The sequence below is a fragment of the Sphingomonas sp. MMS12-HWE2-04 genome (assembly GCF_044881185.1).
Taxonomy (GTDB): Bacteria; Pseudomonadota; Alphaproteobacteria; order Sphingomonadales; family Sphingomonadaceae; genus Sphingomonas.
The window spans coordinates 1,415,083-1,429,573 of the sequence record NZ_CP173254.1 but is presented as its reverse complement, the minus strand read 5'-3'; the positions used below and the strand labels follow the sequence as shown (position 1 = coordinate 1,429,573).

The following is a 14,491-nucleotide window of genomic DNA, read 5'->3' as shown; positions in this document are numbered from 1 at the left end:
AGGGCGGCTTTTTAAAAACCGTGTCACCAAAAACAGACGGACCGCTTCCCACCCAATCTCGGACATTCAGGCGCCCTACCGGGAGCGGACGTTTATGGGTTCGCGACCTAGTTTAGATCCTGCCGTTGGAAGCGGAACTGGGTGATCGCACCCGCCGCGACGATCCACGCCGTCAGCGCGCCGAATGAAGTGGCCCAGGGCATCGCGATGATCGTGCCCGGCCCCAGCGGCAGCACCATGCCGGCGCCCTTCGCCCAGGCGTTCAAATTGGCCATGTGATAGAGCGGCAGCACCTTGATCAGCCCGGTCGTCAGCGCCGGCGCATAGGCATGGAAGAAGATGCCCAGCAGCGGGGTCAGCCCTTCGAGCACGACGATCGCGATCGACAGGATCACTGTCGCCAGGATCGACTGGGTCAGGATCGCGAACATCCCGGCAAAGGCCACGGTATAGAGGATCGGCAGCAGCGCGTGCGCGCCCGCCTTGAAATGCGCATCGGCGACCGCGCCCAGCGTCACGCCGGCGGGAATGCCATCGCCTTGCAGCGATCCCAGCCATTCGCCCAGCAGCAGGATCAGGTCCGCGACGATCACCGCCAGGACGACAAAGCCCAGCGGCACCGCCCATTTGGCCGCGATCAGCTGCCAGCGGGCGCGCGCCGGAATGATCAGCTTCCAGGTATTCCAGCCATATTCGCCGGCGAACACCACGGCCGCAAACCCGGCGATGAGGAAGCGCCCGGGCGGCGAGGTCGGCACGTTCCACAACACGGTGCTGTCATGGATCCAGGCCGCGGCGGACTTGGCCGACGCCGCCGCGCTTGGCGTGGAGACCGCGCCATAGACGAGGATGCCAATCGTGATCAGCGCGATGGCGATCGGATAGATCCACACCATCATCCAGGTCGCCCGGTGGCGATGAAGCTTCAGCGCCTCGGCGCGGACGGCATCAAGCATCGGCGTCCCTCGTCATGGTCAGGAATATGTCTTCAAGGCTGTGATCGTCCGGGGCGACGCGAAACACATCGGCGCCTGACTCGACGAGCCGCCGCACGACGGCGGGCGCATCGGCGCGGCGCGCCTGCACGACAAGGCTGCCCGCCTCAGGGGTGACCGGCCAATGCCCCTCGAGCGCCGCTTGCGCCTTGTCGAGCGGCTCGGCCTCGACGCGCAGCGCCTCGCCCTGGTCGAGCATCTCGCGCACGCTCGCTTCGCGGATCAACCGGCCCTTGTGGACGATCGCGACGCGGTCACAAATCTGCTCGACTTCGTGGAGCAGGTGGCTCGACAGGAACACCGCCTTGCCATCCTGCGCGAGGCCGCGGACCAGCGTGCGCATGTCCTGGATCCCGGCGGCGTCCAGGCCGTTCGCCGGCTCGTCGAGGATCACCAGATCGGGATCGTCGAGAAGCGCGGCGGCGACGCCGAGCCGCTGCTTCATCCCCTGCGAATATTGTTTGACCTTGCGCTTTGCGTCGCGGGTCAGTTCAACTCGCTCGAGCACGGCATCGATCCGCGCGCCGTCGCTCCCCTGGGTCCGCGCCAGCACCCGCAGATTGTCACGCCCGGACAGGAACGGATAGAAGGTGCCGCCATCGACCAGCGAGCCGACGCGGCGCAGCGCCTGCTTGTCCGAAACCGGCTTGCCGAACAGCAGGACCTCGCCGCCGCTGGGCCGGATAAGGCCGAGCGCCATGCGGATCGTCGTGCTCTTGCCCGCGCCATTAGGGCCCAGAAAGCCATAGACTTCGCCGCCATGGACGCTGAGCGACACATCATCGACCGCACGTTTCGCGCCGGCGCCCCGGCCATAGGTCTTACCCAGCGCGCGCAAGGCCAGCGCGGGCGTGCCGCTCGGTTCGCTATCCGGCAATTCGCTTCCCCCTCGGCATCGGGTCGATGCCGCTCGCGGCCAATTCTGCATATTGCGCGTGTATTATCAAGCTAATACGCAATCCGGCAATTCGGCCTCGCCAGCGCTATTGGCAAGCCCCGAACGCCCCGCCGGACGCGAAGTCCGGCGGGGGGCATGGCCTCAGAACTGCACCTTCGCGCCGACCCGCACCGCCCAGAGCGAGGGACGGCCCTGCACGTCTTCCGCCGGATTCGAGAAGTTCGAATAGCGATACTGCGCGCACGGATTGGCCACGCCATTGGTGGTGCCGGCAACGCAGGCGACGTTCACGACCGAGGTGAGATAAGGGAATGCGACCTGGCGGAGCGATCCCCAATCCTTGTTGATCATGTTGAGCACGTTCTCGACGTCACCGAACAGCTTGATCCGGGCGCCGCTGGCGATCTTGTTGACGAGCGGGAGCGGGATTTCCTGCTCGGCATGAAGATCGATCTTGAACCAGTTGGCGCCGCGCTGGGTGTTCTTGGGCAAGATCTGCCCGCGATATTTGTCGAGCCCGTTCGCGCTGATGAAGCTGTCCAGCGCGGCCTGCGTCGCTGCGCTGTCATAGGTCACGATCGCGTCGCTCCCCGCATTGGGCACATAGAGCAGGTAGCGGTTCGACGAGCCCGCGGTGCCGAACACCGAGGAGTGGCTGTTCGGCAGGTTGGGATCGTTCATCGTCAGGCTGTAGGGAATGCCCGAGCGCAGCTCGCCGAACAGGCTGAACCGGGTCTTGTAATCGCCGAAGAACGCATGGTCGAAATCGACGTTGAACTTCCAGCTGTTGCGGATCTGGTAGATCGAGGTGCCATAGGCCGCGATGTTCGGATCGACCATTGCGTTCTGGCCATAGGTACCCGACGCGGTGGTGCCGTTCATCGAGCTGACGTCGGTCACGTCCTGGAAGGTGTAGCTTGCCCCCAGGTTCAGGCCCCAGTCGAACGACTTGTCGGCCCGCGCGACCGCCACCAGCGAGTGGCCGCGATCGGTGTTGGTCAGCCACAGATCGGTGTTGCCGCCCGCGGTGGTCGAGGCATAGCGCGCGCGCCCGTCGGGCGCAGTGCCGATCTGGCGCAGGCGCAGATCATAGTAGATCGGCGCGTTGTTGACCCAGCCATAATAGAGGTCGGTCCCGAAGTTCCACCCGCTGCCGAGGAACTTGGGGCTGTAATCGACCGAGAGGCTCGCCTTCCAGGTCGACTCCAGCTTGTAGTCCGGATCCATCGCATTGACGTTGGCGAGGCTCAGCGAGCCGGTGTTGTTGCGCAGATAATCGGTGACCACGCTCGAGAAGTTGCGCCCGTCGACATTGTCGAGCGCGGCCGAGCAGATCGTCGGGGTTGGCAGCGTGCAGGTGCCATCGGCGTTGCGGTTGATCGAGATCGAATTGCCATAGACGCCGGCGACCGAATAGCTGTTGCCGACGAACACGTCGGGCGAGCCCCCCGCGAACAGGCCCAGCCCGCCGCGAACGCGCACGTCCTCAGTCGGCGACCAGGTTGCCGAAAGCCGCGGCTGCGCGACATATTTGCCGTTGATCGAATAAGTGTTGGGCATGCTGTAGCGCGCCAGGAACGCCTGGTTGAGCGGCGGCGCGGTGATCCCGCCATACAGGTCGATGCGGCCGCCCACAGTCAGGTTGAAGTTCGCCGTCGGATCCCAGGCGGTCTGCGCGCCGAACGTATACTGGTCATAGGCGAAGCTGGCGAGCACGTCGTTGAGGTCGCCGGTGATCGAACCCGCGAGCGTCACCGTGCTCGCGCGGCGATTCTGCAGGTCGGCGACGCTGTCGAAATAATAGGTGCCGAGCGCGTCGGAGGTGAACGCGTTGGCGACGTCGAGATGGCTCCACGCCGCGGTCAGCTTGTTCGAGAAATCGCCATATTCCCAGCGCAGCGCGACGTCTGCGCCATATTGCTTAGTGCGCACATAGTTGAAGTGGCGGAAGCGGTCGGGCCCGAAATAGAGCCGCGCGGCCCCCGGCGCTGCGCTGCTGCCCTGCGAGCAGGCGATCGAACTGCCGACCGAGGTGGGATCGAGACAGACCTGGACCTGGCTGAAATTGAATTCGCCGAACGGCACCGGGGTGAGGTCATAGCTGCGATAATTGCCGCGGATTTCGGTGTGGAACTTGTCCGACCAGTCCGAATTGAGCTGGCCGACGAACGATTCGACCTTTTCCGGGCGACGATAATTATTCAATTCGAGGCCCAGCGACGGCGAGGCCGCGGTGGTCGACGAGAAGCCGGCGACCGAGGCATTGGCGCTGTCGTTCTTGATATAGGTAAGCGCGAGGCGCTGGCCGTCGGTCACGTTCCAGTCGACCTTGACCGTGTATTTCTCGTCGGTCTCGAGCGTCGACGACTGCGCGCCGCCGGCACTGTAGTTGTAGACCGATTGCGCGATGCTGCCGATCTGGTCGATCTGCGCCTGGGTCAGATTGGGCACAACATTGGGGAAGCCCGCAGTGCCGATCGCGATCGGCGTGCCTTCCTCCAGCCGCTCATAGGAGAGCGCGAGGAACAGCTTGTCCTTGATGATCGGGCCCGAGAGGAAGCCGCCCCAGTTCTTGCTAGTGAAATCGAGATTGATCTTGCCGGTGGTGTTGGCGATGCCCGCGCGGGTCTGGTCGCCGGTGAGCTTGTCGCTTGAATAGGTATAGAAGGCCGAGCCATGATATTCGTTGGTGCCCGAACGCAGCACGAGATTGATCGCGCCGCCCTGGAAGTCGCCTTCGGAAATGTCATAGGGCGCGATCTTGACCGAGAGCTGCTCGATCGCATCGAGCGGCACCGGGCCGCGCGCAGTCGGCAGGCCGCCGACGTTGAGGCCGAAATTGTCCGAAAAGCGCAGGCCGTCGACCGAGAATTTGTTGAGGCGCGCATTCTGGCCGGCGATCATCACGCCGCGGCTCTGGCCCGGATCGATGGTCGCGAACGGATCGCGGCGAACGACATCGCGGATGTCGCGGCTGACGCTCGCCACGCCTTCGATCTCCTTGCGCCCGAGCGACGTCATCGGACCGGGCGACAGTTCGACCGCGCCGCTGCGGCTGGCGGTCACGACGATATCGTTGCCTTCTGCGGCCAGTTCGACCGGCAGGCGCAGCGGCTGACCGGCGACGAGCTGGATATCGGTGATCGTCGTTTCGGAATAGCCGGTCGCGTTGACCTTCACCGAGAAGGGACCGCCCACGCGCAGACCCGACGCCGCGAAACTGCCATCGGCGCCGGTCGAGGTCGTCGAGGTCGTGCCCGAGGGGACATGGGTAATCACCACCCCGGCATTGGCGACGGCCACACCGTCCGACGTGACGCTGCCGCGGATCGACGAAGTGGTTTCCTGCGCATGGGCAGGCGCTGCAAGACAGGCCGCAACGGCGATCGTGCTGGCGTAGAAGTAGTTCCGCATTTGAGAGCTCCCTGATTTTTCGATTTTATCGTTCGCGGCTTTGGCCGCTGTTCCCCTGCGATGACGATCTATTGGGCCGGCGCCTCCGTCGCCGTGCTGGGCGGTTGAGTCCGGTAGCGGTCCCAGCCTGTGGCAAGGGCATCGACCACCGGCGTGCCGATCTGGAAGGCCGCGTCGAGCGACGCCTGCAATGCGGAGAGACCCTTCGCCTCGGCGGTCAGGCTCTCGGCCGCGCCGGTTCCGGGCGGCTGGACCGAATAGTTGCTCCCCGTCCGCAGCACCATCAGCCGCGCGCGATCGGCGCGGCCCGCGCGCGCCAGTTGGTCGAGTGCGCCGGCGACGCCGGTATCCTCCATGCCGGTCATCACGAAGGGCTCGCCACCATCGGTCCAGTAGCGCACCCAGCGCTCGACATGGGCGTTGAGCAGCGTGCCGTGCCAGAAGGTCTGGCCGCTGGCCTCGGCACCTTTCAGCACCCGCGGCGGGCGGATGGCGGCCGGGAATTTGGCGAAGGGCGCGCGGATCGCGCGCAGCGTGTCGCTATCGGCGATCGCCACGTCCTTGGTGAGGCCATAGGCCCAGTCGCGCAGCGGCTTGTTGAGCGGAAACAGATTGTACTGCGGATCGGGACGCGGCCCCTGATAGGGGGCGGTGCGATCGCGGGCGAACATGCCGCTGGTCCAGCCCTTGGGCGCCTCGCGCGGATCGACCGCATAGCCATAATCGGTGTCGACAATGTCGCCGATCCAGGCCGCAGAGCCGATCGAGCCGGCGGCAGGATCGACGCCCGCGATCGCGGCGACGAGCCAATAGGCGTGGCTGAGATCGAAGCGCGGGTCCATGCCCAGCGCCATCACCGAAGCGGCGGCGCGATTGGTGCCGATGCCGGTGTGCAGCAGCAGAACGCCGCGCTTGGGATCGTGGCGAAGATCGCGGAAGCCCGCCGGAAACGGCACGACCTGCGGCATCGTCTCGGCCCAAGCCTGGAACTCGCCGGCACGATCGCCTGTGTCCGCGCCGATCTCGAACGCGGTGACGATCACGACGCGAATCTCGATGGGTGCTGGCTGTGCTTGCGCTGCAGGCGCGACGGTGGACAAGCCGATCGTAACGATCAGCAGAAAACGACGCAAAAACCCCAATGGCCGGCTCCGGTGGAAGGACCTGGCCTCTCCCTGCCGCCCCCTTTTCCCCGCGGAGCTGACGGAAAAAGCTACCATATTGCTGCGCCGCCGCAAGCGGCCATGTCGCAGCCGCAGCATTCTGTTTCAGATGTGTGACTTTTATGCTGGACGCACGGCGCCGAGCTGGCGCAGTTTGCTGCGTGTTGCAGCGCACAATCGGGGGTCTCTATGCGGCGGATGTTGTTGGTTCTGGCACTTCTGGTGGTGCCGTTTGCCGCCCACGCGCGCGAAAACGGCGGCAAGCTCGATACTCAGCCGCGCATCGCGATCATCTCGGCGTTCGAGCCGGAGTGGATCGCACTCAACCGCGACGTACAGGATCGCCGCGAATGGACGGTCAACGGCGTGCGGTTCGTCGGGGGCACGATGAAGGGTCGCCCGGTCCTTCTCTTCCTCAGCGGCGTTTCGATGGTCAACGCCGCGATGACCACGCAGCTCGCGCTCGACCGGTTCGCGATCCGCAGCATCGTCTTCTCCGGCGTCGCGGGCGGACTCGATCCTGCGCTCGATGTTGGCGACGTGGTGATCCCCGATCGCTGGGGCCAGTATCTCGAATTGGCGTTTGCGCGGGCAAATGGCAAGAGCTTCGCGCCGCCGATACAGCGCGCAACGGGGGAGAATTTCGCCAATTACGGGATGATCTTCCCCAACGGCGTGCGCGTCCGCCGCGATGGCGATGATGTGGGCGCCGTGCGGCGCTTCTGGTTCGAAGTCGATCCCGGCCTGCTCGCCACAGCGCGCAAGCTGGCGCCGCAGGTCAGCCTGGCGCGATGCGCCGAGGAGCTTTGCTTCCGCGCCACCCCCAAGGTGGTAGTCGGTGGCAACGGCATCTCGGGCCCGGTGTTCATGGACAATGCCGAGTTCCGCAAATACGCATTTTCGACCTTCCAGGCGCAAGTGACGGACATGGAGACCGCGGCAGTCGGCCAGGTCGCCTATGCCAATGGCGTGCCCTATATCGCCTTTCGCGCGCTCTCCGATTTGGCTGGGGGCGACCCCGGCGAGAACCAGGCCCCGGCCTTCTACCGCATCGCCTCGGACAACACCGCGAAAGTCGTGGTGGCGTTCATCGGCGCGGTCGAGATGCCGCGCTAGCCCTCCGGCTGCTCGCTCAGCCTGCGCGCGATCACCGCGCAGGCGATCAGCTGGATCTGGTGGAACAGCATCACCGGCAGGATCACCAGCCCCACCTGCGCGGCCGGGAACAGCACGCCCGCCATCGGCACGCCCGAGGCGAGGCTCTTCTTCGATCCGCAAAACAGCAGCACGATCGCGTCGGCGCGCGACAGCCGCAGCGCCTTGGCCGCGCCCCAGGTCGCGGCGAGCACGATCGCGAGCAGCACCGCGCATACCAGCAGCAGCACGAGCAGGTCGGGCGCCGAGACGCGGTGCCACAGCCCCTCGACCACCGCCGCGCCGAACGCCGTATAGACCACCAGCAGGATCGATCCGCGGTCGACAAAGGTCACCAGCTTCTTGTTGCGCGCCACCCAGCCGCCGATCACCGGGCGGAGCAGATGCCCGGCGACGAACGGCAGCAGCAATTGCAGCAGGATCGCCTCGATCGAGGCCAGCGACACCCCCGCCTGCGCGCCGCCACCGCCCGAATGCATCAACAGCGCGACCAGCGCCGGGGTCAGCACGATCCCGACAAGGTTCGAGAACGACGCGCTGCACACCGCCGCGGCGACATTGCCGCGCGCGATCGACGTGAACGCGATCGAGGATTGCACGGTTGAGGGCAGCAGCGTCAGGAACAGGAAGCCCGCCGCGATCGACCCATCAAGGATCGGCAGCGCGGTGATCGCAAGGCCCAGCACCGGAAACAGCGCATAGGTCGCGGCGAACACTGCGGCGTGCAGCTTCCAGTTGCGCATCCCCTCCAGGATGGCGTCGCGCGACAGCTTGGCGCCGTGGAGGAAGAACAGCAATACGATGCCGGCATCGGCGGCGATCCCGAAGATCTGCACCCACGCCCCGCGCGGCGGCACGAACGAGGCAAGCAGGACGGTGCCGAGCAGCATCAGGATGAAGGGCTCGAAGACGGCGAGGAAACGGCGCAGCATCGCTCAGCTCCTGCGATGCGCGAGCCGGCCGCGCAAGTAGGTCGCGGCGATCGCGCGGTCGTCGCCGAGCACCTGCAACGCGAACAGCCGGTCGTGGAGGTCCGCTCCCGCGGTGCGCCGTGCGAGCAGCGGCGTCGCGGCGGGATCGAGCACGATGAAGTCCGCCTCCTGCCCCGGCAGCAGGCCGCCGACGCGGTCCGCGATCCCCATCATGGCCGCGCCACCCGCGGTGGCGAGGTGGAGCGCGCGGAACGGATCGAGGCTGCACCCGCGCAGCTGGCAGACCTTATAGGCCTCTCCCAGCGTGTTGAGCACGCTGAAGCTCGTCCCCGCGCCGATATCGGTGCCGATGCCGATCTTCACGCCGTGTCGATCGGCGCCGGCCAGGTCGAACAGCCCCGATCCGAGAAACAGGTTGCTCGTCGGGCACAAGGCGATTCCTGCCCCCGCCTGCGCCATCCGCTCCAGCGCCCGATCCTCCATATGGACACAGTGCGCGAACACCGATCGCGGGCCGACCAGTCCGAAGCGGTCATAGACGTCGAGATAGTCGACCGCGTCGCTAAAGCGCTTCCCTACCGCGGCGATCTCGCCGAGATTTTCCGTGAGGTGGGTGTGCATCAGCACATCCGGGTGCGCCGCGAGCAGATCGCCCGCGCCACCCAGCTGGGCGTCGGACGAAGTCAGCGCAAAGCGCGGGGTGATGGCATAGCCAAGGCGTCCGCGCCCGCGCCACCGTGCGATCAACTCCTCGCTCTCGGCGCGACCCTGCTCCGAGGTGTCGGCGAGACCGGGTGGCCCCAAATCCATCAGCACCTTGCCCGAGACGATCCGCATGTCGCGCGTCAACGCTGCTTCGAACAGTGCGTCGACCGACTGGGCGTGGACCGTGGCGAACACCAGGGCGCTGGTGGTGCCGTTGCGCAGCAACTCGTCGAGGAAGAAGGCCGCGACGCCATCGGCATGCGCGCGGTCGGCAAACGCCTGTTCGGCCGGGAAGATATGGCGATCGAGCCATTCGAGCAGCTGTTCGCCATGCGAGGCGATCCGCTCAGTCTGCGGGTAATGGACATGCGCGTCGACGAAGCCAGGGACGATCAGTCCGGCGACCGCTTCCGTGGGAACATCCGCAAAGCGCTCTGCGATTTCGGCATGGAGCCCGCAGGCTACCACCAGCCCGTCCTCGACCACCAGCAGCCCGTCGGCGAAATGGCGGATCGCCTGCGGGCCGGCAGTGGCGGGATCCTGGGGCACGCTCAGGACTTCGCCGCGAAAGGCCCTCATGCGTTCTGGTCCAAGGTGAGCAGTTGCGCGATTACCGAAATAGCGATCACGTCGGGATGCTTGTCGGCGATCCCGGCCAGCCCGATCGGGCAGGTCAGCCGCGCCGTGTCGATGCCGTCGGCCGCCAGCCGCGAGAGGAAGCGTGCGCGCTTCGTGGCCGATCCGATCAGACCGACGAACCCGGCCTGCGAGCGCAGCGCAGCGGCGGCGAGGCGATAATCGAGCCCGTGGTCGTGCGTGAAGATCAGCACCGCGGCGCCCGCCTCGGCATCCGCTACGCACGCGATCAGCGCGTCTTCCTCCTGCACCGATACACCGGGAAAGCCGCGATTGGCCCGCGTGTCGAACCACGAGAGCCGGAAGGGCAGCCGCGGCAGCCGTTGCGCGATCGCCACGCCGACATGGCCGGCGCCGAACATCATCAGCGCGCGGTGCGCGCGGCGGTCGTCCGGCTCGATGAACGTCGTGCCCTCGCCCGGCTTGGGCCCGCGCGGCGGCGCCGGCGGCTGGACCCCGGCCTCGGCATGTTCGGCCGGGACGCGATGGATCGGCGCGGCTTCGCCTGCGAAGAATGCGACGACCGGCTCGCCGCGCGCGACATGGTCGGTCCAGTCCCAACGCGTCGGATCGGGATCGACATGCTCGACCAGCAGCCGCACCTGCCCGCCGCAACATTGCCCGAGCAGCGGCCCGAGCGGCCAGTCTTGCACGCGCCACCCGCCCGGCGGTTGGGCGAGGATCGCGCGCGCCTGCTCGGTCGCACGCAGTTCCAGGGCGCCGCCCCCGATCGTGCCCGCGGCATCGCTGGCGGTGACCGTCATCCGCGTCCCCGCGGCGCGCGGCGACGATCCTTCGGTGGACAGGATGGTGACCAGCGCCACCGGTTCGCGCCCGCGCGCTGCGCGCAGTGCCTCCAGCCACTCGGTCATCGCGCGCGCAACTCGCGCACCGCGGCGAGGATGCGCTCGGGCGTGGCCGGGGCGTCGAGCCCCGGCAGCCCCTTGCCCGGCGCGGCGGCGGCCACCGCCTCGGTCAGCGCGCTGAACACCGAGATCGCCAGCATGAAGGGTGGCTCGCCCACGGCCTTGGAGCGGTGGATCGTCGGCGCGGCATTACGCCCGCGCTCCCAGATCGCGACCTGCATGTGGCGCGGGCGATCGTTTGCAGTAGGGATTTTGTAGGTCGAGGGCGCGTGGGTCAGCAGCCGCCCGCGATCATCATAGACCAGCTCCTCGGTGGTCAACCAGCCCATCCCCTGGATAAACCCGCCCTCGATCTGCCCCAGATCGATCCCCGGGTTGAGCGAGCGACCGACGTCGTGGAGGATGTCGACCGCCAGCACGCGGTGTTCGCCCGTAAGCGTATCGATCGCGACTTCGCTGAGCGCCGCGCCATAGGCGAAGTAGAGGAACGGCCGCCCACTATGGCTGGTGCGGTCGTAATGGATGTCGGGCGTCGCATAAAAGCCCGTCGAGGCCAGCGAGATACGCCCGAGATGCGCCATGCGGCACAGGGTTGCGAAGGGCACGACTTCGTCCCCCGCCACCACGCCGCCCCGGGTGAAGCGAATGTCATCGGGCGCCACCCCGAACTTGCCCGCGGCGAATGCGATCAGTCGGTCGCGGATCGTCGTGGCGGCGTTGAACGCGGCCATGCCGTTGAGATCGGCACCCGAGGATGCCGCCGTCGCCGAAGTGTTGGGCACCTTGTCGGTCCGAGTGGCCGAGACCTTTACCATATCGACCGGCACCGCGAACACATCGGCGACGATCTGCGCGATCTTGGTGTGGAGCCCCTGCCCCATCTCGGTGCCGCCATGGTTGAGATGGATCGAACCGTCAGCATAAACCAGCACCAGCGCACCGGCCTGGTTGAGATGCGTCGTGGTGAAGCTGATCCCGAACTTGACCGGCGTCAGCGCCAGCCCCTTCTTGACCACCGGACTAGCGGCATTGAACGCGGCGACTTCGGCGCGGCGGCGATCATAGTCGGCGCGCTCGGCGAGTTCCGCGATCAGTTCGGGCGCGACATTATCCTCGACGCGCATGTGATAGGGGGTGAGGTCGCGGCCAGGCCCATAGAGATTGGCACGGCGCACGGCGAGCGGGTCGGCGCCCAGATGCGCGGCGATCGCGTCCATCACCCGCTCGATCCCCAGCATCCCTTGCGGACCGCCAAAGCCGCGAAACGCAGTGTTGGAAACCGTATGCGTCTTCAGCCGCCGGCTGACGATCTCGACCGCAGGGAGGAAATAGCAATTGTCGGCGTGGAACATCGCGCGGTCGTTGATCGCAGGCGAAAGATCGGCCGTGGCGCCGCATCGCGAGGCGAAGTCCAGGCGGATGCCCGCGATCTGCCCCTCGCCATCGAAGCCAACGTCATAGCCGATCTCGAATTCGTGGCGCTTGCCGGTGGCGGCCATGTCATCGTCGCGGTCGGCGCGGAACTTGGCCGGACGGCCAGTCTTCGCCGCGACCAAGGCGGCTGCAGCGGCGAAGGCGGCGGCTTGCGTCTCCTTGCCGCCGAACGCGCCGCCCATACGACGCACTTCCACCATGACCTCGGCATGCGAAAGCCCGAGCAGCTTGGCCACGAGGTGCTGGATCTCGCTTGGATGTTGGGTCGAGCTCAGCACATGGATCTCGCCCTGCTCGCCCGGCGTGGCGAGCGCGGCTTGGCCCTCGAGATAAAAATGCTCCTGACCACCCATCTCGATCCGCCCGGTGATCCGGTGCGGCGCGGCGGCGAGCGCAACATCGGCGTCGCCGCGGTGCATGACTTGGTCGGGCTCGATCCGCGAATCCGCCGCTGCGGCATCGGCGATGCTCACCAACGCGGGTAGCGGCTCGAGCGCCGGCTTGCCCAACCGGGCGGCGGCGCGGGCGGCGCGGGTGCTGGTCGCAGCGACGAGGAACAGCGGCTGGCCGGGATAGAGTATTACGCCCTCGGCGAGCAGCCGGTCGTCGCCCGCCACCGGGCTGACGTCGTTGACTCCGGGAATGTCGGCGGCGGTATAGACTGCCACTACCCCCGGCGCGGCGCGCACCGCGTCGAGGTCGAGCGACACGATCCGCGCATGGCCGTCGATCGCATGGCCGAAGGCGCAGTTGAGCAGCCCGGGCGGCTCAGCCAGGTCGTCGACATAGAGCGCGGTGCCCGCGACATGCAGCTCGGCGCTGTCGTGGCGCAGCGACTGGTGGACTGCGCCCGGCGGATGGGGATCAGCCTCAGACATGCGCGAGGTCCGCGACGCCGGCCTGCTCGTGCCACAAGCGCCGCAACAAATTGCCCGCGGCGGCAAGGCGGTATTCGGACGAGCCGCGCAAATCGTCGAGCGGGGTGAAATCCTCGCGCAGCGCATGTGCCGCGGCATCGAGCGTTTCCGCGCTCCACGGCCGGCCGCTCAGCGCCGCCTCGCAGACCGGCGCGCGCGAAGGAATGCCCGCCATCCCGCCGAACGCGACGCGCGCTTCGCCGATCGTGCCGTCCACGATCGGCAGCACGAACGCCGCGCACAGGCTCGAAATGTCGCTATCGAAGCGCTTGGAGAGCTTGACGATGCGCACCAGCGTCTCGGGCGCGGGGCGCGGAATATCGATACGCTCGATCCATTCGCCGGGCACGCGATCCTGCTTGCGATAGGCAAGGAAGAAGTCCGCGAGCGGCAGCGTGCGGCGCGCCTCGCCATGGCGCAGCGTCACGGATGCGCCCAGCGCGATTAGCGCGGGGGGCATGTCGCCGATCGGCGATCCGTTGGCGATGTTGCCGCCGATCGTCCCGGCGTTGCGGACCTGGAGCCCGCCGATCCGGCGGACCAGCTCGCCCAGATCGGGATGGAGCCGCGCCAGCGACGCGCGCGCCTCGCTGTATCGGACATTGGCGCCGAGCCCGAGCCCCTCGGGGGTCTCTTCGACCGCCTTGAGGTCGGCGACGTCGCCGACGAAGACAAGGCTGTCGATTTCGCGCAATTGCTTGGTGACCCAGAGGCCGACGTCGGTGGCGCCTGCGACGATCCGTGCGTCCGGATTGGCGGCGACGAAGGTGGAGAGTTCATCCGAAGTGCGCGGAACGAATGCCGTGCGCTCGGGGTGGCGCAGAGACAGCGGCTCGGCGCGCCGAAGGTCCTTGAGCGCCGCAACGATCGCGGGGTCGGCGGCGGTAGAAGCCGGCGGGTGTGCCTCGCCCACTGCGAGGATCGGGCCATAGCCAGTGCAGCGACACAGATTGCCCGCCAGCACGTCGCCCACCGGCACGTCCTCGGTGCCCTCGGCAGCGATGCTGCGTGCATAAAGCGACATCACGAAGCCGGGCGTGCAGAAGCCGCATTGCGATCCATAGCCGTCTGCGAGCGCCTGCTGGACCGGGTGGAGCGTGCCGCCTTTGGACAGGCTCTCGACTGTCATCAGCGCCTTGCCGTCGAGCATCGGCAGGAACAGGATGCACGCATTGACCGCGCGCCAGCGCACCGTCTCGCCGTCCAAGCTGCCCAGCGCGACGGTGCACGCGCCGCAATCGCCCTCGGCGCAGCCCTCCTTGGTGCCGGTGCGCCGCATCCGATAGCGCAGCAGGTCGAGCAGCGTCCCGGTGGGATCGGGCGCGTCGATCGCGATGACCTCGCCGTCGAGCAGGAAGCGGATGGCATTGTCCATC

The 14,491-nt window shown here is 67.1% G+C and carries 10 protein-coding genes; 1 reads left to right on the top strand and 9 read right to left on the bottom strand.

What is annotated here, in order from left to right:
* Positions 1-107 precede the first annotated feature (107 nt).
* The 4 genes from AB2M62_RS06410 to AB2M62_RS06395 form a co-directional block, all read right to left on the bottom strand.
* Positions 108-956 carry a hypothetical protein gene (locus AB2M62_RS06410; RefSeq protein WP_404338609.1) on the bottom strand — a complete coding sequence of 283 codons (849 nt, stop codon included), beginning with the start codon at positions 954-956 and terminating at the stop codon, positions 108-110.
* Positions 949-1,872: an ABC transporter ATP-binding protein gene (locus AB2M62_RS06405; protein WP_404338607.1), complete on the bottom strand. Its 924-nt coding sequence runs from the start codon at positions 1,870-1,872 to the stop codon at positions 949-951. Before AB2M62_RS06405 ends, AB2M62_RS06410 begins: the two co-directional genes overlap by 8 nt.
* A 162-nt stretch (positions 1,873-2,034) precedes the next feature.
* Positions 2,035-5,307 carry a carboxypeptidase regulatory-like domain-containing protein gene (locus tag AB2M62_RS06400; protein ID WP_404338605.1) on the bottom strand — a complete coding sequence of 1,091 codons (3,273 nt, stop codon included), beginning with the start codon at positions 5,305-5,307 and terminating at the stop codon, positions 2,035-2,037.
* A 68-nt stretch (positions 5,308-5,375) separates the two neighbouring features.
* The gene (locus tag AB2M62_RS06395) at positions 5,376-6,449 is read right to left on the bottom strand and encodes a purine nucleoside permease (protein ID WP_404338603.1); all 1,074 of its coding nucleotides are present in this window, start codon (positions 6,447-6,449) and stop codon (positions 5,376-5,378) included.
* A 219-nt stretch (positions 6,450-6,668) separates the two neighbouring features.
* Between AB2M62_RS06395 and AB2M62_RS06390 the strand changes: the two genes are divergently transcribed.
* Positions 6,669-7,586: a 5'-methylthioadenosine/S-adenosylhomocysteine nucleosidase gene (locus AB2M62_RS06390; RefSeq protein ID WP_404338601.1), complete on the top strand. Its 918-nt coding sequence runs from the start codon at positions 6,669-6,671 to the stop codon at positions 7,584-7,586.
* Here AB2M62_RS06390 and AB2M62_RS06385 read toward each other — a convergent pair.
* The 5 genes from AB2M62_RS06385 to xdhA are packed head-to-tail and all read right to left on the bottom strand — an operon-like array spanning position 7,583 to position 14,490.
* Positions 7,583-8,557 carry a bile acid:sodium symporter family protein gene (locus tag AB2M62_RS06385; RefSeq protein ID WP_404338599.1) on the bottom strand — a complete coding sequence of 325 codons (975 nt, stop codon included), beginning with the start codon at positions 8,555-8,557 and terminating at the stop codon, positions 7,583-7,585. The genes AB2M62_RS06390 and AB2M62_RS06385 overlap by 4 nt on opposite strands.
* 3 nt (positions 8,558-8,560) lie before the next feature.
* Positions 8,561-9,841: a guanine deaminase gene (gene guaD / locus AB2M62_RS06380; RefSeq protein WP_404338597.1), complete on the bottom strand. Its 1,281-nt coding sequence runs from the start codon at positions 9,839-9,841 to the stop codon at positions 8,561-8,563.
* Positions 9,838-10,770 carry a xanthine dehydrogenase accessory protein XdhC gene (gene xdhC, locus AB2M62_RS06375; RefSeq protein ID WP_404338595.1) on the bottom strand — a complete coding sequence of 311 codons (933 nt, stop codon included), beginning with the start codon at positions 10,768-10,770 and terminating at the stop codon, positions 9,838-9,840. The genes guaD and xdhC overlap by 4 nt, the downstream gene beginning before the upstream one ends.
* On the bottom strand, positions 10,767-13,076 hold the full coding sequence (gene xdhB, locus AB2M62_RS06370) for a xanthine dehydrogenase molybdopterin binding subunit (protein ID WP_404338593.1): 2,310 nt from the start codon (positions 13,074-13,076) through the stop codon (positions 10,767-10,769). The genes xdhC and xdhB overlap by 4 nt, the downstream gene beginning before the upstream one ends.
* Entirely contained in the window at positions 13,069-14,490 is a 1,422-nt protein-coding gene (gene xdhA / locus AB2M62_RS06365; protein WP_404338591.1) for a xanthine dehydrogenase small subunit, read from the bottom strand. Before xdhA ends, xdhB begins: the two co-directional genes overlap by 8 nt.
* Position 14,491: the final 1 nt, after the last annotated feature.